The organism is Bacillus sp. B15-48, assembly GCF_016879755.1.
Lineage (GTDB): Bacteria > Bacillota > Bacilli > Bacillales > Cytobacillaceae > Mesobacillus_B.
Map to the genome: position 1 here is coordinate 516,015 of NZ_WOFU01000001.1, position 24,803 is coordinate 540,817.

Sequence of the window (24,803 nt, forward strand, 5' to 3'; positions counted from 1 at the left end):
CGGGATTGAAAACAATAACAAACTTAAATGGTTGCTATCGACTCTCTTTCCACCAATTTCGTATCAATATAGACTTTTTCTCCTATATTGCGCTGACGATGGTTAATGACGTTCAACAGTTTTTCTGCTCCGACTCTGCTCAGTTCATTAATTCCTCTCCTAACAGTTGTAAGGGATGGATTGATATAGGAGGTGAACTGACTATCATCAAATCCCATAATCGAAATATCTTTCGGAATATGTAAGCCGGCTTGTGTTATTGCTTTCATAGCTCCAACAGCCATCTCATCATTTGAACAAAATACAGCTGTTGGCAACGACTTCCTTTTAAGCAAAAATTTCATTGCCCGGTAGCCGCTTTCCAAAGTAAAACTTCCTTGCACCATAAAATCCTTTTTGATGGCGATATCATGGTCAACTAAAGCGCTGAGATACCCCTCTGTTCTTGCTCTGCTGGCAGGATACTCCTTTTTTCCCTCAATAATAGCAATCTGCCTATGTCCCTTTTCGATTAGATATGAGACCGCTCTATAAGCCCCTTTTTTATCTGCCGATAAAATATTAATAATCGAACCATCTTCCAAATCTCTGTTTAATACAACTAATGGGATATTCTTTTCTCGAACGTTGTAAATAAAATTATTATCTGAATCACTTTGACTCATTAAAATAATTCCATCGAATCGTTTAGCGTCAATCGATGTATAATCATCGTTTAAGTCATCAATTCCCTTGATAACTAGATTGTACTCTTCTGTCATGACATGATTGACTCCTCTTACTGTCTCATGAAAAAAAACAGAAGGAGAATCGATAGTCGAGAAAAACAAGGCAATGGTATAAGATTTGTTTTTCACTAAACTTTTCGCACTATAATTGGGCACGTAATTGAGTTCCTCTGCAAGTTTTTGCACTCTCTTAGTTGTTTCCTTACTAATCAACGGGCTATTATTAAGAGCTCTTGAAACTGTCGCATGAGACACATTCAACATCTTGGCAATATCTTTAATGGTCACACTCATACAAAAACTACCTTCCTCTACATCCTCATGCAAAATATTTTGTTACTCTTAATATAACATTCATGTGTATTAGTTTCATTATCATTTCGGTTGAATCAAAACTTTTTTATCATTTTCAAAAAATCTTTGAAACCGCTGTAGTTAGAGGACCATTCGGCATTTTCAACTACTACATGGTTATGCTTGGCAGAAACAAAGAGAACTGTGGAACATATGTGACAAGTAATAACACAAAAATCATAGCTAAGTAGAATGGCAACATACCCTTTACCGTTTTTTCAATTGGGATTTTCCCAATTGCACATCCCACAAACAAGCATGTTCCAACTGGAGGTGTAATGAGACCAATGGCTAAACTCAAGATTAAGACAACACCAAACTGAACAGGATCCATCCCAACTTCTAACGCTACAGGCAATAGGATTGGTGTGGCTATCAAGATTAACGGAGCCATGTCCATGAACATCCCTAAAACTAGTAATATGAGGATAATCAACAACAACGTGATGAAATCGTTTGGAGAAATGGTAATCAGTGCGTCCGTTACCATTGCTGGCACTTTTAATAGTGCCAATAACCAACCAAAGGCAGAAGAAGCTGAAATTAAAAACATTACCATAGACAACGTTTTAAATGACCTTTTTAGAATGATACCCATCCGCGTAATTGACACATCACGATAAACGAAGAACGTTATGATAAATGCATAAAGCGCACCGATGGCAGCGGACTCGGTTGCAGTGAAAATTCCACTGATGATTCCTCCAATAATAATGACTGCAGTTAGCAATCCAAGGAGTCCTTCACGAATGATTTTCGGAATCTCTCCACGCCTGACCGGTTCTCCTTTCGGATAATTTCTTTTCACTGCAATCATATAAGTAACAGCCATCAACATGAGCCCTAATAGTAAACCTGGAATAATTCCTCCCATAAACAAAGCTCCAACAGATACCCCACCAGCAGCGGTCGAATAAATGATCATATTGTGACTAGGTGGAATCATTACCCCCTGAGCGGCACTAAAAATCGTTACGTTCACTGCATAATCCGAATCATATTTATTCTTTTTCATCATTGGGATTAACACAGATCCAATGGAAGAAACATCCGCAACCGCAGATCCTGAAATACCACCAAAGAAGGTACTGGCTAGGACGTTTACCATAGCAAGTCCACCACGAACTTTCCCAATTAACACATTCGCTAAGTTGATTAAGCGACGCGAAATCCCGCCTTCATTCATAATTTCCCCTGCTAAAATAAAAAACGGGATTGCTAGAAGCGAAAAAGAATTGAGACCGCCTACCATCCTCTGTATCAACGCTGCAAGATTAATATCCATATATAACCCTGTTAAAAACGAGGAAACTACTAAACAAAGGGCAATAGGTACACGCATTAACAATAGAACAACAAAACTCCCTAATAAAATCAATACTTCCATCCCAATCATCACTCCTCCACTTCTTCATTCCATTCTTGGTGCATACCTCTTTTAAACAATAATTCAATGCCGTATAAGAGCATTAAAAACCCAGAAATCGGAATCGATGCATACAATACGCTTGAAGGTAATCCTGTTCCTGCCATCGTTGAGTGATTCATGAGAGAAGTAAATTTAATACCATAATAGATAAAGATTAAAGAGACAAAGATCACAAGAAGCTTAGCTAGATAATCAAAAAATGTTTGCGCTTTCTTTGGCATCATCCCTACAAAAATCCCCACACCAATGTGAAGCTTATCTCGGAAACCTACTGCAATACCAATCATTGAAACATAGATTAGTAAAAGCAAAGATAATTCTTCTGACCATCTAGGCGTGTAGTTAAACAAATACCTAGTAAACACTTGCGCGGTCACAATTAACGTCATCACTCCAATGAATGTGCACGCAACAAGGTCGACCATGTTATCAAACTTGTTTTTTATCAACTTTACTATTTTCATTTAGAGCACCTCCTTTTTCCTAAATTATACTCATCGTGTATATTTTTTGAAAGAACTTTCGACCTTTTTTGCTATTTCTGAATATAAAATCAATCCATTTTTATCATAAAATCATGGAACGAAATGAGTGATCATTTGAGGTTGTCACCGACATTGGGGAGCAAAGGGGGATAGTATAGCATTATTTTGTGATTTCAATTAGGAAGGGCAATTTATAATAAAACAGGAGGTTCTTAACTATCGAGATGAATGATGCTGTATCTTGGTTTTCGAACAGATACACGCTTGATGGGGGCGACTCTGTCCGAATGAGCACACCCCTACACCAAAACCTCCCAATAAAAATCACACAAAACGAGATTTATCAGTGTACCTCTTTTCACAAATCCCGTGATTTACCAACGCGCGAATCCGTACCAGCGGCATCTTCCCGATCTTCATACTTAGACCAGTTTACCGTATGCTCTAAAACAATCGAAATGAGAATTCCCATTAGTAACCCATTGCTAATTAGTGGGCGAACTGTATGCGGAAATGAGTTAAATACTTCAGCTGGCAAGTTCATGATTGCTAAACCTAAAAGAACAGGCACAGCAATGCGAAAGTTTGTCTTTGCATTAAAGTGGATTCCTTCTAAATTCCGCATTGCTGAGCGAAACAGCGGAAAATACGCCACGAGTAAAACCGCACAACCCACACTAATCGGCAGCGTCGAAAATAAGGCGCTAAATAAAGGAACAAACCCTAATAGCATAAAAAAGAACCCACCTAAAATGATCGCTGACCTTTCTAAAATTTTCGTTGATTGTAAAAAGCCAATCGACGATATATACGGTGCATATGGAACCAAACCAATAATACCTGATATACTTGTAAAAAAGCCCGATAAAATGAATGACCTTTTATATTGTTGTTTCGTTGTGTTTGTATGATACAATTGCTCCGCTTCTTTTAAAGAAACGATCGTGTTCGTCGTATTAATTAATCCAGCGATTATACAGGTGACAATAATACCGACCTCCCATGATGGAGTTCCCCAAGGAAAATAAGAAATCCCTTGAAACGTGGACAAAGTAAGCTGCTCTGTTTCAAATAGAAAACTGTATCCAATCCAACCAACGATAATCCCGATTAAAATCGAAAAATTACTAATTAGCCCCTTGAAATTCAGTTGTAACCATCCAACAAATAAAGCGATGACCACCGACAAGCCCGCAAGTGGGAGAATGATTTCGTCTCCATCATATAAGCCAATCATTCCTTGTAAAAAAACAAAAATTAATTGACTTGAAAGTAAAAAAAGCACAACACTCATGACAACCTGATTAAATATCTTCTTTAATTGATCACCTAACCCAAGCACCCCGATAAGGGTAGTAATAAATCCGGACAAGATAATTCCGGCAGCAAGAGAACCGCCTATCACAGACAACTCCATCCCGATTGCTAATGAGGACGTACTAATACTTAAAATAATCGCCCACCACAAACCTGCTTGTCCTTCCATTAATGAATAGCGATGCCCGATAAGCGACTGGAGAATACATGCTACTCCTGTCACAATAAACGAATACTGAATCGCAACAGAAATTTCTTGTTGACTTAATTGCAGAACGGTGCCAATTGACAACGGAATGACAACCGTGTTCGCAAACATAAAAAACATCCACTGAAAACCAGCGAGCGTTATAGTAGAAATCGAATGCTTTTCCAAAATTATTTCACCTTCCAAAGTTCCTTGATCAGTAAGTAATAAATAAACAATCAAACAAAGCTTGTTTTCAATTTTATAGGACATAAAATTATTGTCAATTTATTTAGACTATTTAAAATGCACAACCTGTACCAATTTTTTCAGAAGAAAAAAACACCAAATAAAGGAGAAACCGCAAAGCAGCTTCTCCTCTCCCACCATATCCTATATGTGGAACACTTATGAAACATAATCACCCGTCATTTTCCAGACCTTAGCATCTCAAGTTTTTCTAAACTACAACACTATCACTTTCGAAAAAAGGTGCTACACATCAATTCGCATTCTTCTTTTGAATCGTTTCATTGATTTTATTATTTCCTTCGTCGACATAATTGCTCCATTCTCGGTTGCCGTTATCAACACTTTCTCGCCACATGTGATTTCCAGTATCAACAGCATAGCGCCATTTGGCATTCCCGTAATCGACAATCATCGAGAACATCCTCGAGGCTGGGTGATTATAGTCATCAAATCGTTCTTTTAAATACGTTTGCGCCTCTTTCATTCGCTCTTTCTCCCGGTTGCTTTTTTCCTTCATGCTTTCTTTTGTGTCATTCGCTAACGCCTTTTTCTCTTCTTTTAGTTCGTTTGCCTGTGCTTTTCCAGCTTCTTTCCACTCAAGCCATCTTCGCTGAATTTCTTCATATTGGGCCCTCAAGTATTGCCTTAATTCACGCTCGGATTGCACATACGTAAACTCCCCATTCCCTGCATCAGCTACTTCTTTTAACAGCTTTTGCCCTTCATGATCAACATCAAAACCAATGATATTCACAACAGTCTGGATATCAGCGGATACGAGTTTTTTCGCTTCTTGAACAGGGTCGCCATGACAAGTTTCAATTCCATCACTAACAACATACACAATGACCTCATCCGCGCTCTCTGGGATATCCTCGTTGACAGATTCTAAAGCAAGAGCAATTGGCGTCCAGCCAACCGGGTTTACCTGATCCAACGCTATTTGGAAAGCAGCATTTTCAAATTGCGCATTAAAAATCGTTTCCGTACTACGACAAGACAACTCTTTATCGACTTCCTTGCTCGATCCTTCATGACCGTACACACGTAATGAAATTGTTGCCTCTTCTGGTACCTGTCTAGCAAATTCCAATACTGCTTCCTTGGCAACATCCATTCGCGTTTTATTGCCGACCTGTGCTGCCATACTCCCACTTGCATCGATTAAAATCGCATAATGGGCCGTTTTTAATGTCGGCGCGTCGATGTCTTCATCTGGTCGCTCAATAGAGACATCAACGGACGAATCAAAATGAAGCAGCGCTTCCATCTCCTCATAATAATCCTCGGCAAATAAATAAATGAGCTCCTCCATATACTCTTCCTGGGTAAGGTCGTCAGGAATTTGATCGAGCGCTTCCTTCACTTTCACTTCATCATATTTGTCCCCACTAAAAATTCCTGGGTGACGCAATAATTCCTTTTCAATCTCGGTTAGCTCACGATCCAGACCTTGAATTTCATAAAACTTGGCTTCCTCTTGTGTAGATTCCCCATCTTGTTCGGTTTGCTTTTGTTCGTTTCCATCCGCTTGAATCGACTGTCCCTCCTCGGAAGAACATGCCGCAAGCAAAAGCATCAGCAGAACGAAACCAATAGACAACTTCTTCATTCTATACTCCCCTTCCATCCCATAACAAAAATCACAATGATTCTATCTTACTGCATTTTCACCTAGTATTTTCCTAATATATGAAAAAACAGGAGGTAAGTAATACCCAAAGAACGATTGAGGGACTATAGGAGCAGGAGCAAAGACCTTTACAGATGGTCAATCATCTAAACCGAACTTCTAGGAATTGAACAATTAGTCAGACCTTATACAAATATTTCGTCCCTCCCAAAGCATAGTATCGGTTTTTGATGATACACAGGTGATTATTCTAGTAAACTGTGACAATTCACGACCGTACGAAACAGGATAACCGTAAAATCCGCGGCATAGAGAACTACGTAAATTTCACCTCAAACTTTTGCCCGCCCGTTACATACTTCAACAATGGTAGGTCCTCATCTACAATTCGCCCAATCACATTGACCTTTTCATCGGCTGCCAAAAATCTTTTCGTAACTTGCATTTCGCCCTGGTAACGGCCGTATTTTTCATTATCAATCGTAATTGAGCCAATCGGCCGATCGACCGTATGTTGTGGACGGAGCGTATGATGTCCAGGCAATCCATATTGCCGCGATTCGACCGAGCGAATCACATCGCGTGCAGCATCTTGACGATTCGTTTGCACTTGCGAACAACGTTCCTGCAACGACGCATCCTCTGTAAAACAATGAGCTCGAAGCTGGATGACACCACGTTGATAAGCAAGAAATTGTTGAAAAGACCCCTCACAAAGAGACGGATCACCAATTAAAATTTTGTCCACCCACTGATTCTGTTCAAAATCCAAAAAAGCGACAAAAGTTGTTTCGCCTCGATGATCTTCCAATGTTGGCAACCCTTCATATAGTGGGCCTCTTTTTTGACCATCTCCAGGAATAAACGCCATTACAGAAATCCCTTCTTCCTTGAGCCACCTATTCATCTCATTAAAACCATCGCGATCAAGTCCTGTTTCCGGACGCGGATAATAGTTATGCCATGCCTCCGTCTGTTCCATAACGATTCCAGATTGCTTTAACTGTTCAACGCTTTCCTTCGTCAAGGTACTCGCATTCAAAGCAATCTTCATTTTCCGCGACAAGGCCGCAATTGTTTCCTCCGATACACCGTAATCCACCCTTAAACCAGTGACTCCCCATTGAAGCAACCCTTCTGCATTTTCCCAAGTAAAACCTAAATGTCCGAGGGACTGCGGCGAAATATCGGCCATCAACTCTAAGTCATTCTTTATGGCGAGCGCGCCCAACTCCTGAAGGCGCTCCTTGTAAGCTGTTGGATCCTCTTCTGGAATATGAAGAGAAGTAAAGATGCTTTTAAAACCGTTGCCGCTCATTGTTTCGATATAATTTTTTTGTTCCTCTGCGATTGGATTTGTAAGAAAGATTGAAAAACCTAACATATGCATCCTCCTTTTTTAATAGAAGAAGGGAGATTCAATGATCTCCCTTTTTTTACAATTATAGATTGTCAGCCATTTCTTCTTTAAATCCAAAGAAATAGGTGAATAAGAAACCTGCTGCATAAGTAATTAGCAGACCTAAGAAGTAGACGAAGTACATATTATTGACAATCAATGGAATTAACGGAATTCCGGAGACCCCGATTCCACCAGCTGCTGTTTTCATCATTGCCTGGAAGGCTCCACCAACGGCAGCACCTAAACAAGCGGTAACGAATGGCCGGCCTAATGGCAATGTAACCCCGTATAATAATGGCTCACCAATTCCTAAAAATCCTGTTGGCAAACCACCTTTAATTAAGTTGCGAAGACGTTTGTTTTTCGTTTTTGTATAAATCGCCATCGCTGCGCCAACTTGACCTGCTCCAGCCATTGCTAAAATTGGTAATAATGCAGTTGAACCAACGGAGTTAATCAATTCCATATGAATTGGTGTTAATCCATGATGCAGACCTAACATAACGAGTGGCAAGAAGAATCCCGCAAGCAGCGCTCCAGCAAAGGCTCCCCCAACACTTAATACCCAATGAATTCCTTGTGTAATCCCATCGGAAAGCAATCCAGCCACTGGTTGAACAGCTACAATAGTTAAAAGACCTACAGTTAAAACAGTTAATAATGGCGTAATAATGATATCAACAACATTTGGAACCACTTTACGATATTGTCTTTCAAAAACAACCATTAACCAAGCAGCAAACATCGCTCCAAATAATCCACCCCGGCCCGGAACTAAATTACTGCCAAAGAGCACGATATCCGCTAGACCTGGATGGATGGTGATAATCCCAGCGATGGCCCCTAAAACTGGTGTCCCGCCGAATTCCTTCGCCGTATTCCAACCAACGACAATCGCCAAGTAGCCGAAAATACTTCCACCTAAAAGCGTAAGGATTTGCATCCAAACGAGGTCAGGAGACACACCGGCATTTTTCATAAATCCGACAGACCCATTTATAATACCGGAAGCGACTAACCCGGGAATGAGCGGGATGAAAATACTCCCAATTTTACGCAATAAATTTTTAAACGGAGTATTATTTTTCTTTTTAATTCCGTCCTTTGTTGCTTTAGCGATTTCATCATCATTAGCATCCATCGCCTCACCCATCTTTACATCCGTCATTCTTGTTATGTGATCTGATACTTTATTGACCGTTCCTGGCCCTACAACAATTTGTAAAGTTTCATCCTCAATCACACCTAGGACGCCTTCTATTTCTTTTAATGATTTTAGATCCGCCTTGTTGTCATCTTTTAAGTTCATGCGAACCCTTGTCATACAGTGAGTGAAGGAACGAATATTTTCTCCTCCGCCAATTTGATTGAGTATATCCTTGGCTAATTTCTCCTCTTTTTTCATGGAAAAGACCCTCCCAAATGATTATTTAGTGTGACGAATAAAACCATTTGCTTTCTCTAATTTTCCGACGGCTTCCTCAAAACTGCAATTCACTAAAATCATCACAATAGCTACTTTTACCTTTCGATTGGCTTTTTCGAAGTATTCAGAAGCGATATCATAGTTAACGTTCGTTGCTTCCATAATGATTTTCTTTGATCTTTCTACTAATTTTTCATTTGTTGGCTGTACATCGACCATTAAATTTTCATAGACTTTCCCCATTCCAATCATCGCTACGGTTGAAATCATGTTAAGAACGAGCTTTTGGGCCGTGCCTGCTTTTAATCTAGTTGATCCTGTCACGACCTCAGGCCCGGTCACAACTTCAATCGCTACGTCAGCTAACTCGCCAATGACGGATGGCTTATTATTGCTGATACTTACCGTTTTCGCGCCAATGCTCTTCGCATAGTTTAAGGCACCGATCACATATGGGGTTCTTCCACTTGCTGCGATTCCAACTACTGTATCGTTCTCGCTCAAGATAATCGACTTTAAATCTGCCGCTCCTTGAAGTTCATCATCTTCAGCCCCTTCAACCGCGTCTGTCACCGCCTTTATTCCGCCGGCAATTATGCCTTGTACCATCGTTGGCTCGATTCCAAAGGTTGGCGGACATTCAGACGCATCTAAAATACCAAGACGGCCACTTGTTCCTGCACCGATATAAATCAATCTTCCACCCTTTTGAAAAGATTCAATCGTAAATTTTACAGCGCTTTCAATTTGCGGTATCGCTTTTTCAATTGCATCAGGGACGGACTTATCTTCTTTATTCATTAAAACCAACATATCTTTAATGGGTTTTGTATCAAAATCCATCGTATTCGGGTTTCTTAATTCAGTCGTCAATTTTTCTAGCATATGTTCAACCTCCTCTTTTTGAAACTCTATTTCATACTTTTATTATACTAATATGAATTTAAAAATCAATATAATTCTATTAAATTATGAAATTAAATTTCACTATAACGAAAAAGAAATGGTAAATCTCTGCCTTTTACCATTCCTTTTTTATTATCTGCGTAGACGTACCACTTCATCCCTTGCCTCATGGAATTGATGAAGAATTTGCTCACCTTTATAGTGGAACACACTCAAATACAAGGCGTCGATGATCGTTAACTGTGTCATTCTCGACGGAATACTGCCAATACGAAAATCGTGCTCGACGATCGGTGTACAAAGGCGGATGTTTGCTTCTCTATATAATGGGGACTTATCAATATTTGTAATCGCGATTACGGTAATCTTATGTTTTTTCGCTACCTTTACTAATTCTAGGACATCCTTTGTTTTTCCAGACATACTAATCGCCACAAATATATCGGAGGGATTTAAAAAAGGAATCATCGATAACAGCGCATGAAAATCATGTTCGTTCGTACAATGATACCCTAATTTCGCAAATTTATAATAACCATCAAATGCAGCTGTCGCCGAACCACCTACCCCATAAAATATGATTCTTTGTGCTTTCTTAAGTGTCTCAACTGCAAGCTCAAACTCTTTTCGATCCAATGAAGCCGGCGTTGCTTCAATCGCCGATTTATTAACATAAGTAACCTTTTGAAACAAATCATAAGGCTCATCTTTCTGCTGCAAAATCGAAAAATCAGTCAAGCTCGTGTCAGTTACCACTAATTCTTTTGCCAATTCAAGTTTAAACGATTTAAAACTCCCAATCCCAATCGATTTACAGAATCGAACGATGCTCGCCTCACTCACACCGCTGTTTTTCGATAAATCCTTTGTCGTCATATTCGGAACTAGTTCTGAATGAGTGAGGATATATTCACCTATTTTTTTTTCAGCTTCCGAAAGTCGAGGTAAGTTTTGTTCGATTCGTAACATTAAGGAACTCATATTTCTTTCCTCCAATAATCCGTGGTTTTTAAATATTTGATCTACTGATGAAATTCTATTTCATATTTTCCTGTCTCAAATTATAAACGATTTTCTCTTCATTATATACTTTTTATGTTTTTGAAATCCAATTCGAGAGGGAATGTGTAACTAGGGATGGGACTTAGGAAAAAAGTCCGAACTTGGGAAAGGTTTTTCGTGGAATAAAGTTTTTTGGAGCGCAGCACCATCCCTCTATCTTTCGAGAGCAGGTGCTACACTTTTAACAATTCTCTGGATAACTAATCCAATCACTCCAGCTGCCAGCATACAGTTTCACATTCTTGAAACCCGCTCGGTTTAGGGCAAGAATGTTCGGGCATGCGGACACTCCAGAACCGCAATAGACAATCGTTTCTTTACTAGGGTCAAGGGAAGCAAAATGGGATTGCAGTTCCTCCTCACTCTTCCACATTCCGTCAGTTGTAAGGACATCTTTCCAAAAGAAGTTGACTGCGCCTGGAATATGACCAGCTACCTTATCAATTGGCTCTTCCAACCCAAAATATCGCTTTTGCTCACGGGAGTCAATTAATTGAAGGCCTGGTTGATTAAGCGCTTCTTTTACCTGTTCGGCTGTAACGAACTCCCACTTAGATTGAGCGGCAGGAGTATATTGTTTTTCACTTAGCTGTGGAATTTCTTTATTGATAGGCAGTCCAGCCTTTATCCAGCTTCCGTAACCACCGTCCAGCACAGCCACTCGCTCGTGCCCAAGCACTTTTAAAAGCCACCAAAAACGTGCAGCAAACATCCCGCCTTGATCATCATAGGCGATTACTTCTGTCTCCTGATCAATGCCGAGTTTTCCTAATGTATCAGCTAGTTTCTCGAAATCCGGCAGCGGATGTCTCCCGCCGTGTTCACGAACCGGACTAGAGAGGTCTTTCTCAAGATCGATAAAAACCGCCCCTGGCAAATGGTCTTTTTCATACGCTTGTTTACCTGCACTCGAATCATGCAAAGCAAAACGACAATCAACAATCGCAAAATTGCGCTGATCTGTGTTTAATCGTTCCATTACATAGCTCACATTTACAATATGTATCATTGCTTCACCCCTACCTCAAAATTTATCACTGTCATCTAACTTCGATAATCATTTATGTTGATAGATTCATTCTACAATATTTCAGCCATTATCGGCAGTGGGGGCTATCAATTAAACGATAGCCCCACAATTTATAAGGTTTATTTTAGGTAATAGGCGAGAACCCTCGTGACTTCAGTCATGAGTTGTTGACTTCGTATATTTAATGTTGCTTATACCGTATGTTGGCCACAAGTAAGTTATGGGGATTGTCCGATCGAGTAGAACTAGCTAAGACTTCTTATCCTTTTTCTTTTTTTCAGTCTTCCTTTTCTCCGTTTTTCCTTTTTCATTTCTTCGATCCTTTTCTTTCTTCGTTGCTTTCCTCTCTTTTTGTTTCTTTCTCACTTCACTCTCTTTTTGTTTCTTCCTCACTTCACTCTCTTTTTGCTTCTTCCTTGTTTCTGCCGCGCTTTTTGCTTTATTCCCCTTTGTGTTCTTTTTAGGCTTCGTGTTTTTATTTTTACTTTTATTTAAGCCATCGGATTCATATTCCTGCTTTCGTAAATCCCAATACTCATCGATTTCGGTCTTAATCTCCTCTAGATCTTCTCCCCTTGCAAGCATTGTTTTGATCCATTCTTCTTTAAAGACTTTGTGCATCAACCCTTCTAGCAGAACAAGATAGCGTTTCTCATCTTCAGTTGTTTTCAGTTTTTTACTAAGTGTTTTTACGATGTTGACTTTTTCACTAGGGGTATCAAGCATAACCCGGTAAATCTCACGTGACATTTCCTCCATTTGCATATAGTCAAGCCATTCCTGATACAGCTCTGGGGCCAGTTCTTGAACATGTGTTAAAAACAGTTGTTTATTTTCATCACCTAGGGAATTTAATAATTTGCGCGGGTACGGGTAAACTCGGTCACGCCAAACGGTCCTTGCGACATCAATCACTTTTAGGCTCCCATCTGCTTGTACATAAATTTGCCGTTTATGATGGTCAATCCGCTCGAAACCAATTTCTTTAAATATTATCAGCATTTCAATTAATTTAATCGAGAGTTCTTTCGTAAGGGGTTGTGATTGAAGGTATTCACGCAAATCCACGCCCCTGATGATTTCCATCGCGATATGGAGCGGGCCTTTATCGTAAATTTTCGGAAAAAGATTCGTATGCTGACCAAGTGTGAGGGCGTAGCATTCACGGTCACAATCTTCGGGATTTCCAAATACTTTTACACAAACATCTTCTGTCACTTTAAAAACGGCACCTTGGCGCCCTTTCCCCATCATTGGGAGCGGTGATTTATTGACCACCTCCACGTCCGCGTTGATTAAATTCCGAACCCGGATTTTCTTCAGGCATTTTCTTAAATAATCACGATCCAATTCTTTTCACTCCTTTTATAATGGATTTTAGGTGTTCATCAAATACAGCTATTTGACGATAACAACCCTTACTATAATGAATTCAAATAAGAGGTAAAATGTACAAGCTAATATCATGGTTCGATAAAAATATACACATAACCGTATGCAAGGCGAGGTCGGACTTTACGAAGCCAAATATACTTCCAGTAAAACACGTGTTACACAAGCCGCAAAAAAACAAAAAAATAGAAGAGAAAACGCGATGGTTTTCTCCTCTATCTAGGACAGCGCCCTTTCATGGAGCAATCCAGTGTGAAGCTAGATTCTCATGGCATAGGTTTTACTGGTTAACACTATTTTAAAAAGTTCATAAAATTTGAGAATGAAGTGACTAAGTCTTGATAATAGCCAACCAATTTATCCTTTATTGTTGTCTGATTGACTTGATCGTTTTCTGTTTTGTCGCTTTGAACATTGTCTTGTTCGTTTTGATTTTCTTGTTCGACTTCAACGTCTAAATTTGTCTCTTCATTTACTGGTTGAACGGAATCTGTAAGGGTTGAGTCTGTATGTTCATCTTGTTCTACTGTTTCTTGCTCTGCAGGCTGAGTTTCTCCCATAAGCACTTCGTTTTCTGCGTTAACTTGAGAATGATTGGTTACATGAATAGCTGCTGGATCTACAGTTGCTTCTGCCGCTACACCTGCTTCTAAAGTTCCGTTTGCTTCATCAATATCAACGGATTCATCTAATAAATCAACAGTGATGGTTTCAAATTCATCATTTGTTTGCTCAGAGTCTGCTTGAATAAAATATTGATCAATTAGAGATTGATAGTATCCAATAAGACTTTGATAATTCGCACCGATTAATTGGTAAGTTTCATCTTCCCATGCATTTTCTCCCTGATTCGTTCCTACTGAATCATCTTCTCCTGCTGACTCTTCAGGGGTTTCTGCTGGAACATCACTATCTTCCTCTGCTACCGCTTCTTCTTCTGTTCCTGCTTCTTCTTCGCTTCCTTCACCTGCTTCGTCTGCTGACTCTTCAGGGGTTTCTGCTGGAACATCACTATCTTCCTCTGCTACCGCTTCTTCTTCTGTTCCTGTTTCTTCTTCGCTTCCTTCACCTGCTTCGTCTGCTGACTCTTCAGGAGTTTCTGCTGGAACATCACTATCTTCCTCTGCTACCGCTTCTTCTTCTGTTCCTGTTTCTTCTTCGCTTCCTTCACCTGCTTCGTCTGCTGACTCTTCAGGGGTTTCTGCTGGAACTTCACTATCTTCCTCTGCTACCGCTTCTTCTTCTGTTCCTGCCTCTTCCTCGCTTCCTTCACCTGTTTCGTCTGCTGGGTCTTCAGGAGTTTCTGCTGGAACTTCACTATCTTCCTCTGCTACCGCTTCTTCTTCTGTTCCTGCTTCTTCTTCGCTTCCTTCACCTGTTTCGTCTGCTGGGTCTTCTGGGGTTTCTGCTGGAACTTCACTATTTTCGTCTGCTGACTCTTCAGGAGTTTCTGCTGGAACTTCACTATCTTCTTCTGCTATCGCTTCTTCTTCTGTTCCCGCTTCTTCTTCGCTTCCCTCATCTATTTGTGACTCATCATCATTTGGTTCATTTATAGGATCATCAGTTTTGTCTGATGGATTTAATTTAAAAGATTTATTTTTTGCTAAATCGCTAACGTGCTTCCCTTTTTCTGGGGATCCCGGGAGATATTTGGCTAATTCAGATACTTCCTGACCATGATTTTTCACTTGTTCAAGAACTTCCGGATTGACTCCCTTTTCTTCAAGCTCTGCTGCAGAAATGGGTGCACCGGCTACCAAAAATGTTGCAGCCATCATCGATGTCGACATTACTAATGGGGCCACTTTTCTCGCTAATGCTTTCGTCGCTTTTTTTGAATCCATTTGTTTTTCAGTCAATTGCTTCATCTCCTATTTCGTATGATTTCTACTTAAAGGATGGATTTTCTCCTGAGTCCCCTTACGTTGTGGTTACACCTCCGTTCATCATGAGAAGAATGTATCCCAAGTTTTTTAGCAGTACCATCAACTGCATGTTTAACTATAGCCAATTGTTATTACCATTTTGTGTTACTAGGTTTAAAAAAAATATCAGTTTACTTACGAAATATAGCGAGTTTTGCAATAAAAGAAATGTAAAAAGAAGTTGAAACATCCTATTCTACGAAAATATGTATGCGCTTTCCACTGCTCATACCGGTTTTTCCATCATTTCTCTATACATGTAAAATTTGGACAATTAACTTATTACAAATAATGAAATTACATTTCTTTTTTTAAGGAAAGATAACAATTAGTAACTTGATATCCACATCTAAAGAACGGAGCGAGAACCTCCCCCTTATACATCATTTAAATAACGAAAACCCGATTCATTATGGATAAATTGAATCGGGTTTTCTCTTACTTTTTAATTAAATATACAATTGCTTCATCTGTAAAAATCCGTTTTACTTTTAACATCGAGCTGCTGAACCTAGTACTATTAGGTCAACTTTAATCAAACGTTTGAATAATAATGGGAAATCCAATAAAAAGAGCTTCGCGAATTCCGCCTTTATTAAAGGCATGTACAGCATGTTTACCGTCGAACAAAATCAATCTGCTGGGTAAATGATTCCAGTCTGTTTTCGTGCTTCTTCCATGATTTCGGCAACAATTAGAGAATGCTGATGGGAGTTAATGCTTGATTCAAATTCGTGCTTCTGAATAAGATCAATAAATTCCTTTGCCTCATAATACATCGGCATATGCTCCTGTGAATATGTAATGTCTTCAATGCTTCCATCCCGATAATGAATTTCGACTTTTCCTGGCTCACTAATTTTATCAATAATCATATTGCCTTTTTCTCCTTGGATTTCGGCTGGCAAATGGGAGTGTGTGATTTTAGAATAATAAACGACCGCTTCTTTATCTTCATATTGCATGAGGAGACTGCCTTCCCCATCCACACCTGAATCCAACAGAACCGCATTAGCCTTTACCTGAAGCGGCTTTCCAAATAAGACAACGAGCGGATACAGGCAATAAATCCCTAAATCCATTAAAGCACCATTCGAAAATTGCGGTTTGAACGCATTTAACACTTTGCCATTTAAATACGCATCATACCGAGATGAATATTGACAATAGCTACCTACATAACGGCGAATTCGGCCTAGCTTCCCTATATGTTCTTGAATCGAATGAAAATTCGGCATTAGCGTCGTTTTTAACGCTTCCATTAATAAAACATTGTTCTCTTTTGCGACTTCAATCATTTTTTGAACTTCACGACTGTTTGATGCCATTGGTTTTTCACATAAAACATGTTTTCCATGCTTCATGCAAAGCACCGCTTGCTCAGCATGAAAAGAATTTGGACTTGCGATATATATAGCATCGATTTCATTGCTTTTAGCCATTGCCTCTAATTCGGTGAATCGGTGAGGAATATTGAATTGATCCGCAAATTCATTCGCTCTTTCCTCCGTCCGCGAGTAAACAGCCACAAGCGAAAAATCTGCAAGCTTCTTTGCACTAGTAATAAATGCTTCCGTAATCCAGTTCGTCCCAACAATTCCAAAACGGACCATATTTTAACCACCTTCCCTATATTAATATGTCCCATTTTAACAAATGAAAGGCTTGCTAAGACAAGAAATCGACGAACTTCCGAGAAAACATAGAGTATATACACACACGAAAGCGCGAACTTTCAGAAAAATCAAGCCACAAGATATGGAATAGGCGGTATAATGGTCATTGAGAGTTAAAGTATACCGGGTGAAACACATAGATTGAGATGCGAAAACATAATATTTGAATCTAAATTAGAATGGGGTTTTGAATGTGAAGAAAATCAACATCGCGGTCATCCCTGGGGATGGCATAGGTCCTGAAGTAATAAATGAAGGAATTCGAGTACTGAATACCATTGCAGAAATGGACTCAACTTTTCAATTTGATTTTACCTATTTTCCATGGGGTTGTGAATTTTACCATAAGAATGGAAAAATGATGGATGACGATGGGATTGAGCAATTGAAGGGGTTTGATGCTATTTTCTTAGGAGCGGTCGGCTTCCCTGGCGTTCCTGATCATATCTCATTATGGGATTTATTATTAAAAATCCGCAAAAGTTTTGATCAATATGTGAATGTTCGACCTGTGAAACTATTAAAAGGAGCACAACCATCCTTACTAGATGTGAACCGGGAAGAGATTGATATGTTGTTCATTCGTGAAAACAGCGAGGGAGAATATTCAGGGGCTGGAGATTGGCTTTTTAAGGGACAAGACCACGAAGTCGTTTTACAAACGGGCGTATTCTCTCGAAAAGGAACGGAGCGAATTATTCGTTATGCATTCGAAACAGCAAAGAAAGAGGGAAAAACGCTAACGAGCATTTCGAAGGGAAATGCTTTGAACTATTCAATGGTTTTTTGGGATCAAATCTTTGAAGAAATTAGCGCCGAATACCCGGAGGTGGAAACAGCTTCTTATTTAGTCGATGCGGCAGCGATGTTAATGATTAAAGATCCAAAGCGGTTTGAATTCGTTGTCACTTCGAATTTATTTGGAGATATATTAACAGATCTAGGAGCGGCCATTGCCGGCGGAATTGGTTTAGCAGCGGGCGCCAATCTTAATCCTGAAAAAGAGTATCCATCGATGTTTGAGCCTATTCACGGTTCTGCACCTGATATTGCCGGTCAAGGCATCGCTAATCCGCTTGCCACCATTTGGTCAGCAAGTCAAATGCTTGAGTTTTTTGGCTATGAGGATCATGGACAACTTGTTCTCAACGCCATCGAACAACTGTTAACGGAAAATCAAGTACTAACGCCTGATATGAATGGGACAGCCTCTACTAGTGAAGTAGCCGATCGTATTATTGAAATCATTATGGCTTCCATTCCTGATAAGCATTAATTGAGCCGAAACGATGTGAAGATTGTCTTCACATCGTTTCGGTTTTTGTTCATTTATTCTACGTTTTTTTCCGCTTACTCTACGGTTTTACTCGTTTACTCTACGATTTCACCCATATACTCTACGAAATCCCGTGTTTATTCTCCAAAATCGGCCATTTACTCTACAAAAGACAATATATGGTAACCCCCTCCCCCCTTCAGAGCGCCTAAGGTATCGTATGACCGTTTTAAAAATTGTGTTTTTCCTAATATAAAAAGAAAACAGCTGCATAATTGACAGCTGTTTCATATGTTCTATATGTTCCCCCCAATGCTAACACCAACAAGTTCCTCCAAACTTCGAATCACGTAGTCTGGTTGAATCGTAGAGTTCGTGAGGTCTTCTTTTTTAGCAATGCCTGTGAGGACGAGGCAGGTGCCGAAGCCTTTCGTGATTCCTAGTTGTATATCGGTTTCCAAACGGTCGCCGATAACTAATATTTTTTCCGGATGAATCTCAAGTAATTCCATCATCGTATTGCCATAAATCGGATACGGTTTGCCAACGACCTCACAAATCCCTTGGCCTGAAGCCACTTCAATCGCTTTTGCCAGCGACATCGTATCAGGAATAAACCCTCCTGGGACTGGACAGACAGGATCAGGATTGGTCACAATCAACTTGGCTCCATTTCGGACCGCATCCATTGCTTGCTGCAGATGCTTGTATGTAAAAGAACGATCCAATCCGACCAATACATGCGAGGCCGCAAGCGGATTAGCCGTCGTCTGAATCGAATGTTGATGCAGCTCAGCTACCACCGCTTCCTCGCCAACGACAAACACACTCGCATCAGGGGAAATCGTCATAAAATAGCGGGCCGCGAGATAAGGAGCTGTGAGTACTTCCTCGAGCTCCGCTTCAATTCCCATGGTCACAAGTCGATTCCGCCCTGATTCCCGCGTTAATGTCGGTGAATTGGTAATGAAGAGGACCTTCTTCTCGTTCCTGCGGAGCTGTGCAAGCGTTTCTTTGACCCCTGGCAGCAACTCGTCGCCAAGATAGATCGTCCCATCCAAATCAAAACAATAGGCATCATAATCAGTAAGTACGCCCATCTACACTTTCCCCTCTCCATTAGTACACCAGCACTTCTCTTTTTATCAGCTCTTTCCCCACCTGTAATTTATCTAGCGGCGTTCCCGGAGCATATTCTAAAATAAGTTCGCAATCAATTTTGTGCTGATTTACGACAGCTAACACTTTTTTAAAATCCATGATTCCTTCGCCAATTGGCAAATGATCATCACTTTCGCCCATATTATCATGAAGATGCAAAGCGATGAGCCGCTCCTTTACAGACTCAATCACCTTTGGGACATCCCAACCATCCAACTGCGCATGACCAATATCGATCAAATAGCCAGCTGTTTCGTCAACCCCGTCAAGAAGCTGAGCATATTCCTCCGCCGTATATAGTCCGCTGCCATTGTATCCGACATTTTCAATCGCGAGCCGAACATTTAAAGGCTTCGCCACCTCGCATAACCGGTGGATTCCCTCAAGCGCACGTTTTTGCGCAAGCTTTTTATCAAAAACAGGCGAAAAGCAAAACCCCGGATGAATCACCACATGACTCGCACCGATCATCCCGGCAAATTCAATCGCTTTTTTATACTCATGAAAAGAAGCTTCGCGAATCGCCTTATTTTCACTCGTTAAGTTGATATCCCATGCAGGTGGATGAATTGTAAACTCAACAGGAATTTCCCGTAAACGCGGTGCCAATCCAGCAAATAACTCTTCCATTTTACCCCATTTATCTCCATCCATCATCAGCTCAATTTTATCGGCACCGTACGCGATCAACTGGTGAATATTTTCAAAAAGATCTTGATTTAACAGCGGCAAATCAGAATATATGATTTCCTTCATTAGACTAACATCCTTTCTTTTTTTACATTTGTTTCAGTTAACTCTTCAGGGTATCCAATTGAATTGGTTGTATTTTTATTAAAAACATGAATTCGCTCGAGTTGCGGGCGCACGAAAATTACATCTCCTGGATACCAATGCTTCGCTTCGCTCATCGCAACAATTTCCTGTCCTTCAAGCTCTACATAAACACAGTAGCTATTTCCATGGTTCTCAATATATTTCACGCGACCTTTGAGTCCATTTTCTAGCGGTACCGCAGCGATATCGAGATGCTCCGGGCGGATGCCAAATAGCCATTCCCCTGTCCCGCTCCGTTGGATTTGACGGATCCACATCTCGTTTAACCTGTAGGATTGGCGACCGATGTAAATCTGACCTTGGTCGTATTTCATCTCCAAAACATTGGTCGGTGGTGAGCCAATAAATTTCGCGGTAAACACATTGGCTGGACGATGATACACATTCGCCGGAGTATCAAGCATTTGCAGTGTGCCGCGATTCATCAACGCAATCCGATCGGCAAACGTCATCGCTTCAATTTGGTCATGAGTGACATAGACGATCGTTTGCTTATACATTTCATGAATGTTCACGAGTTCTTTGCGCGCCGAAACACGTAACTGTGCATCTAAGTTGGACAATGGCTCATCAAGCAAGAAATAATCGCTCCGCTTCACAACCGCTCGCGCCAACGCCACCCGCTGACGTTGCCCACCAGACAAATCCTTTGGCAGGCGGTCTTCATAGCCATTTAACTGGAGCATCTCTAAAGCTGCATTCAAGCGATTTTGGATTTCTGCTTTCGCGACTTTTTGTACTTTTAAGCCATAAATGATGTTTTCCTTCACCGTCATATGCGGATATAACGCATAATTTTGAAACACCATTGCAACATTTCGTTTTCCGCTCGGGACATCATTCACTTTTTTGCCATTCATATACAGGCTTCCTGCAGAGATATCCTCAAGACCGGCAATCATCCGCAATGTCGTTGATTTCCCGCATCCAGAAGGCCCAAGCAAAATTAAGCGCTCGCCTTCATTAATTTTAAAATGCAAATCTTTCACTACTTCTGTTTTTCCGTACGATTTGCCTACATGGTTGAAAATAATTTCCTTCATCTTCATCCCTCCATTATTTGATTCCTGATGAGGTAAAGGTACCGATAATATACTTTTGGAACATTAAGTACAGTAGCAGTGGAATAATCATCGTCACGACCGACACCGCCATTGCAACGGTAAAATTCGTTCCGCCTTCGGAGCTAATATACATTTGCAACGCGAGCGGTAATGTGTAATTGTCGGTTGTTTTTAAAATCAACACCGGCCACACATATTCGTTCCATGAACTGATAAAAAACCAAATCCCAACCGAGGTAACCGCGGGCCGCACCAATGGAAGCACAATATCCTTCATAATCCGCCCATGTCCCATATCATCGAGTCGAGCAACTTCAATTAAGGAAACTGGAATACTGCGCATCGATTGACGAATTAGGAAAATCCCCACCGCATCCGCAAGCTGCGGCAAAATCACACCCCAAACACTGTCGACTAAGCCTAAATCCGAAACAATTAAGTAGTTCGGAATCATGGTCACGGTAAATGGGATAAAAATGGTGGCTATCAAGATAAAGTAGACCAATTCTTTCCCTTTAAATTGGAAATAGACAAACGCATATGCCGCTAGAAACGAGGTAACAAGTTTAAAAATCGTTACGACGGACGCGATAATAAATGTGTTGAACGTAATCTGAAACACTGGCAAAGTTTCAAAGAACATGACATAGTTTTCTAGTGTCGGGGCTATCGGAATGATGTTTAGTACATTGTTATACGCATCTTCCAACGGCTTAAACGACATGCCGACAGCAAAAATCACCGGGAAGACAAGAATGAAAACCGTAATCATTAAGATGACATGCCAACTGAACGCCAACGGCCGACTAATTTTCATAATAGATTCCTCGCTCGACAAACTTAAATTCAAGAATTAATAGAATCAGGAAAATGACCATCGTTAAAATCGACAGCGCCGCCGAGTGACCTGTCCGGTAAAGAACAAACGCTTCATGATAGGCATGATAGATGAGATTTGAACTTGCATAGTCCGGTCCCCCTTGTGTCACGACCTTGATTGGCGTAAACACAAATTGCAAGCCTTGAACAATCGTTATGATAAACACATAGATTCCCGTCGCACTACTCATCGGCAAAATGATCTGGAAAAATATTCGCCATAACGGTACATTGTCCAAGCGTGCTGACTCAATTAACTCTCGTGAAATTCCGTTAATTGACGCATATAAAACGATAAAATTGTAGCCAAACACCTTCCATGAGGTAATCAAGCTTAAGACAAAAATGACCCAGCCTTGCGATTTGCTCCAAATCGGCATCTCAAGACCGAACCAGCCAAAAATAATTGCCAGCGGCCCTGAGATTGGATTTAAAATCCATGTAAATAAAATCGAACCGACAACTAAGGAAATGAACGCTGGTAAAAACAAGGCTCCTTTATAAAAGCCATTCCATTTTGTTAAAATCAGATCAATCACAAACGCAAAAACGTACGGAATCGCGCAATTGATCACGAGCAAAAGCACAATATAAAAGAACGTATTTCCGAAAATTTTATACGACTTCGGGTCAGCCAATATATTGAGGTAATTTTGAAAGCCGACGAATTCTTTCGTTGGACTGATCATGTTCCAATCAAAAAAGCTTAAGTAGATGGTGTAAAGTAGCGGCCAAAACGTGAAAACCGCAAAAATGATGATCGTCGGAATCAGCAGAAGATAGGGGATCCAATTTTTTCGACTGACACTGATTTGTTTCATTGCAGCTGTGATTGCACTCATGTTTGTTCCTCCACTTGTTTTAAAATTGGGAGGCGGGACCTCCCAATTTCGCTTTTACTTCAATAATTCATTGATTTTATCTTCAGTCGCAGGAAGCCCGTCTTCGACAGTGACGCTGCCACCAAGAATTTGGTCGCGTACATCAAGAAGAAGTTGCTCAGCTTGCAACCCTGCATCCCCTGGGAAAGAAGCCCATGGAACGACGCCACCCATTTGTTCAATCGCTGCATTCATCATTTCATTTTCAGCTAAATAGGACTTTAGGCCATTTTCAGCTTCAGCAACGCCTTCGCGTGGCGGTACATAGCCAGTTCCTTTTGTCCACTCGGCGATCGACTCGACACTATAAAGGTATTTCAAAAATTCCCAAGCTGCCTTTTGTTCTTCTTCCGTTAACGCGGTAATCGCAAGCATTGCTCCACCTGCTGGAAGCTTCACTTGCTTCCCTTCCCAAGCTGGTGATTTTACCGCAGCCACATCAAATCGAGCATTGTTTTGAATGTTGGCACGCTGAGCGATCGTTGTATAAGCCATCGCAACATTTCCATCAATAAAACTTTGAATGCCTTGGTCCCACCCAATATGTAAGGAGGTTTGATCTTCTAAGACCATGTCCGCTAAAAGTTGATATGCTTGTATTCCTTCTTGTGAAGCAAATGTTGCTTTTCCATCCGTAATAAACTTGGCGCCATTGCTTTCTAACAAGGCTTGAGTCGCCCAGTTATCAGCTGGCTCTTGCATGTAAAACCCGTATTTTCCCGTTTGTTCTTTAATTACTTTTGCAAATTCTTTCAACTCTTCCCATGTTTTCGGACCGTTTTCATCTAAGCCTGATTCACGTAATAGATCGCGGTTGATGTAGAGCACCGGTGAACTTAGCGAATAAGGAATGCCGACTTGCTGCCCCGCTTCATTTTTTGCTAAATCCAAAACGTTCGACAGGAAATTGTCTTGTAAAAACGTGGTATCTTCAGGAAAATGCTGATCAATCACTGCCTGCGGCTCGATATACTGGAAGTTATCTGCAAAATAATTCAAGAATGACCAGCCAACTTGGATCACTGCCGGAGCTTTCCCTGCAGCTGCTTCCGCTTGAAGGTTCTGCATTAATCCTTTATACATATCCGGGTTATACTTGGCGACAACTTCCACGGTATCACTTTGGGCGTTAAAATCGTCCACAAGTTTCTTCACCGTTTGTCCACCCTGTGTTTCTGCATTCACATGCCAATACTCAATGACCGTTTTCCCATCTTCTGTTGTTGTTCCAGCTGTTTCTCCTTTATTATTACAGGCAGCCATGACAAGACAGATGGCCATAAAGCAAATGAGTTTTAAAATTGATTTCATATTCTCTTCTCCTTTATCGATTAGTGAAAGACTCTACAAATCTAGTTGTTAAAACGATTTGACTTTAAATTAGGAAAGCTTTGTTTTCCAAACACCTCCAAAAAAAGAGAGCTCAAATATAAACTGTACAGGGGTATATACAAGTTTTATTTGAGGTCTCTCTAATCGCACCATTTTTTCTATTCAC

Annotated in this window: 20 protein-coding genes; 1 reads left to right on the forward strand and 19 read right to left on the reverse strand. The window is 40.5% G+C overall.

Going from position 1 to position 24,803, the window contains the following annotated elements:
• Positions 1-23: 23 nt before the first annotated feature.
• From GNT69_RS02410 to GNT69_RS02470, 13 genes are all read right to left on the reverse strand, one after another.
• Positions 24-1,022: a LacI family DNA-binding transcriptional regulator gene (locus GNT69_RS02410; RefSeq protein WP_203553345.1), complete on the reverse strand. Its 999-nt coding sequence runs from the start codon at positions 1,020-1,022 to the stop codon at positions 24-26.
• A 169-nt stretch (positions 1,023-1,191) separates the two neighbouring features.
• A complete protein-coding gene (locus tag GNT69_RS02415; RefSeq protein ID WP_203553346.1) occupies positions 1,192-2,469 on the reverse strand; it encodes a TRAP transporter large permease in 1,278 nt (425 codons plus the stop codon).
• Positions 2,470-2,477: 8 nt separating this feature from the next.
• Positions 2,478-2,975 (reverse strand): TRAP transporter small permease, encoded by a 498-nt coding sequence (locus GNT69_RS02420; protein WP_203553347.1) that lies wholly within the window; start codon positions 2,973-2,975, stop codon positions 2,478-2,480.
• Positions 2,976-3,354: 379 nt separating this feature from the next.
• Positions 3,355-4,689, reverse strand: a complete 1,335-nt coding sequence (locus tag GNT69_RS02425) for a uracil/xanthine transporter (protein WP_239093993.1) — start codon at positions 4,687-4,689, stop codon at positions 3,355-3,357.
• A 313-nt stretch (positions 4,690-5,002) separates the two neighbouring features.
• Positions 5,003-6,364, reverse strand: a complete 1,362-nt coding sequence (locus GNT69_RS02430) for a VWA domain-containing protein (protein ID WP_203553349.1) — start codon at positions 6,362-6,364, stop codon at positions 5,003-5,005.
• A gap of 337 nt (positions 6,365-6,701) precedes the next feature.
• The gene (locus tag GNT69_RS02435; RefSeq protein ID WP_203553350.1) at positions 6,702-7,769 is read right to left on the reverse strand and encodes a DUF871 domain-containing protein; all 1,068 of its coding nucleotides are present in this window, start codon (positions 7,767-7,769) and stop codon (positions 6,702-6,704) included.
• Positions 7,770-7,827: 58 nt separating this feature from the next.
• Positions 7,828-9,192, reverse strand: coding sequence for a PTS transporter subunit EIIC (locus GNT69_RS02440; RefSeq protein ID WP_203553351.1), 1,365 nt, complete (start codon positions 9,190-9,192; stop codon positions 7,828-7,830).
• Between the two features lie 21 nt (positions 9,193-9,213).
• Entirely contained in the window at positions 9,214-10,098 is an 885-nt protein-coding gene (murQ, locus tag GNT69_RS02445; RefSeq protein WP_203553352.1) for an N-acetylmuramic acid 6-phosphate etherase, read from the reverse strand.
• Between the two features lie 153 nt (positions 10,099-10,251).
• The gene (locus GNT69_RS02450; protein ID WP_203553353.1) at positions 10,252-11,100 is read right to left on the reverse strand and encodes a MurR/RpiR family transcriptional regulator; all 849 of its coding nucleotides are present in this window, start codon (positions 11,098-11,100) and stop codon (positions 10,252-10,254) included.
• A gap of 262 nt (positions 11,101-11,362) precedes the next feature.
• Positions 11,363-12,190, reverse strand: coding sequence for a sulfurtransferase (locus GNT69_RS02455; protein WP_203553354.1), 828 nt, complete (start codon positions 12,188-12,190; stop codon positions 11,363-11,365).
• Between the two features lie 270 nt (positions 12,191-12,460).
• The gene (locus GNT69_RS02460) at positions 12,461-13,561 is read right to left on the reverse strand and encodes a hypothetical protein (protein WP_203553355.1); all 1,101 of its coding nucleotides are present in this window, start codon (positions 13,559-13,561) and stop codon (positions 12,461-12,463) included.
• 335 nt (positions 13,562-13,896) lie between these two features.
• Complete coding sequence (locus tag GNT69_RS02465) at positions 13,897-15,465, reverse strand: hypothetical protein (RefSeq protein ID WP_203553356.1); 1,569 nt, start codon at positions 15,463-15,465, stop codon at positions 13,897-13,899.
• Positions 15,466-16,163: 698 nt separating this feature from the next.
• Entirely contained in the window at positions 16,164-17,144 is a 981-nt protein-coding gene (locus GNT69_RS02470; RefSeq protein WP_203553357.1) for a Gfo/Idh/MocA family protein, read from the reverse strand.
• A 256-nt stretch (positions 17,145-17,400) separates the two neighbouring features.
• On the opposite strand from GNT69_RS02470, the gene GNT69_RS02475 reads away from it, so the two are divergent.
• Positions 17,401-18,483 carry a tartrate dehydrogenase gene (locus tag GNT69_RS02475; protein ID WP_203553358.1) on the forward strand — a complete coding sequence of 361 codons (1,083 nt, stop codon included), beginning with the start codon at positions 17,401-17,403 and terminating at the stop codon, positions 18,481-18,483.
• Between the two features lie 296 nt (positions 18,484-18,779).
• On the opposite strand, the gene GNT69_RS02480 is transcribed toward GNT69_RS02475, so the two are convergent.
• The 6 genes from GNT69_RS02480 to GNT69_RS02505 are packed head-to-tail and all read right to left on the reverse strand — an operon-like array spanning position 18,780 to position 24,616.
• Positions 18,780-19,583, reverse strand: a complete 804-nt coding sequence (locus GNT69_RS02480) for an HAD-IIA family hydrolase (RefSeq protein ID WP_203553359.1) — start codon at positions 19,581-19,583, stop codon at positions 18,780-18,782.
• A gap of 19 nt (positions 19,584-19,602) precedes the next feature.
• Positions 19,603-20,400: a sugar phosphate isomerase/epimerase family protein gene (locus GNT69_RS02485; protein ID WP_203553360.1), complete on the reverse strand. Its 798-nt coding sequence runs from the start codon at positions 20,398-20,400 to the stop codon at positions 19,603-19,605.
• Complete coding sequence (locus GNT69_RS02490; protein WP_203553361.1) at positions 20,400-21,524, reverse strand: ABC transporter ATP-binding protein; 1,125 nt, start codon at positions 21,522-21,524, stop codon at positions 20,400-20,402. Before GNT69_RS02490 ends, GNT69_RS02485 begins: the two co-directional genes overlap by 1 nt.
• Before the next feature lie 13 nt (positions 21,525-21,537).
• Positions 21,538-22,362, reverse strand: a complete 825-nt coding sequence (locus GNT69_RS02495) for a carbohydrate ABC transporter permease (RefSeq protein ID WP_203553362.1) — start codon at positions 22,360-22,362, stop codon at positions 21,538-21,540.
• Positions 22,352-23,266 (reverse strand): carbohydrate ABC transporter permease, encoded by a 915-nt coding sequence (locus tag GNT69_RS02500; RefSeq protein WP_203553363.1) that lies wholly within the window; start codon positions 23,264-23,266, stop codon positions 22,352-22,354. The genes GNT69_RS02495 and GNT69_RS02500 overlap by 11 nt, the downstream gene beginning before the upstream one ends.
• Before the next feature lie 54 nt (positions 23,267-23,320).
• Entirely contained in the window at positions 23,321-24,616 is a 1,296-nt protein-coding gene (locus tag GNT69_RS02505; RefSeq protein WP_203553364.1) for an ABC transporter substrate-binding protein, read from the reverse strand.
• Between the last annotated feature and the right edge of the window lie 187 nt (positions 24,617-24,803).

Excerpts from the sequence above, each read along its gene's own strand:
- GNT69_RS02455 (WP_203553354.1), bottom strand. The coding sequence starts at position 12,190 with ATGATACATATTGTAAATGTGAGCTATGTAATGGAACGATTAAACACA.
- GNT69_RS02435 (WP_203553350.1), bottom strand. The coding sequence starts at position 7,769 with ATGTTAGGTTTTTCAATCTTTCTTACAAATCCAATCGCAGAGGAACAA.
- GNT69_RS02505 (WP_203553364.1), bottom strand. The coding sequence starts at position 24,616 with ATGAAATCAATTTTAAAACTCATTTGCTTTATGGCCATCTGTCTTGTC.
- GNT69_RS02420 (WP_203553347.1), bottom strand. The coding sequence starts at position 2,975 with ATGAAAATAGTAAAGTTGATAAAAAACAAGTTTGATAACATGGTCGAC.
- GNT69_RS02495 (WP_203553362.1), bottom strand. The coding sequence starts at position 22,362 with ATGAAAATTAGTCGGCCGTTGGCGTTCAGTTGGCATGTCATCTTAATG.
- GNT69_RS02480 (WP_203553359.1), bottom strand. The coding sequence starts at position 19,583 with ATGGGCGTACTTACTGATTATGATGCCTATTGTTTTGATTTGGATGGG.
- murQ (WP_203553352.1), bottom strand. The coding sequence starts at position 10,098 with ATGCTAGAAAAATTGACGACTGAATTAAGAAACCCGAATACGATGGAT.
- GNT69_RS02450 (WP_203553353.1), bottom strand. The coding sequence starts at position 11,100 with ATGAGTTCCTTAATGTTACGAATCGAACAAAACTTACCTCGACTTTCG.
- GNT69_RS02430 (WP_203553349.1), bottom strand. The coding sequence starts at position 6,364 with ATGAAGAAGTTGTCTATTGGTTTCGTTCTGCTGATGCTTTTGCTTGCG.
- GNT69_RS02410 (WP_203553345.1), bottom strand. The coding sequence starts at position 1,022 with ATGAGTGTGACCATTAAAGATATTGCCAAGATGTTGAATGTGTCTCAT.
- GNT69_RS02485 (WP_203553360.1), bottom strand. The coding sequence starts at position 20,400 with ATGAAGGAAATCATATATTCTGATTTGCCGCTGTTAAATCAAGATCTT.
- GNT69_RS02440 (WP_203553351.1), bottom strand. The coding sequence starts at position 9,192 with ATGAAAAAAGAGGAGAAATTAGCCAAGGATATACTCAATCAAATTGGC.
- GNT69_RS02500 (WP_203553363.1), bottom strand. The coding sequence starts at position 23,266 with ATGAGTGCAATCACAGCTGCAATGAAACAAATCAGTGTCAGTCGAAAA.
- GNT69_RS02415 (WP_203553346.1), bottom strand. The coding sequence starts at position 2,469 with ATGGAAGTATTGATTTTATTAGGGAGTTTTGTTGTTCTATTGTTAATG.
- GNT69_RS02470 (WP_203553357.1), bottom strand. The coding sequence starts at position 17,144 with ATGGTCCGTTTTGGAATTGTTGGGACGAACTGGATTACGGAAGCATTT.
- GNT69_RS02490 (WP_203553361.1), bottom strand. The coding sequence starts at position 21,524 with ATGAAGGAAATTATTTTCAACCATGTAGGCAAATCGTACGGAAAAACA.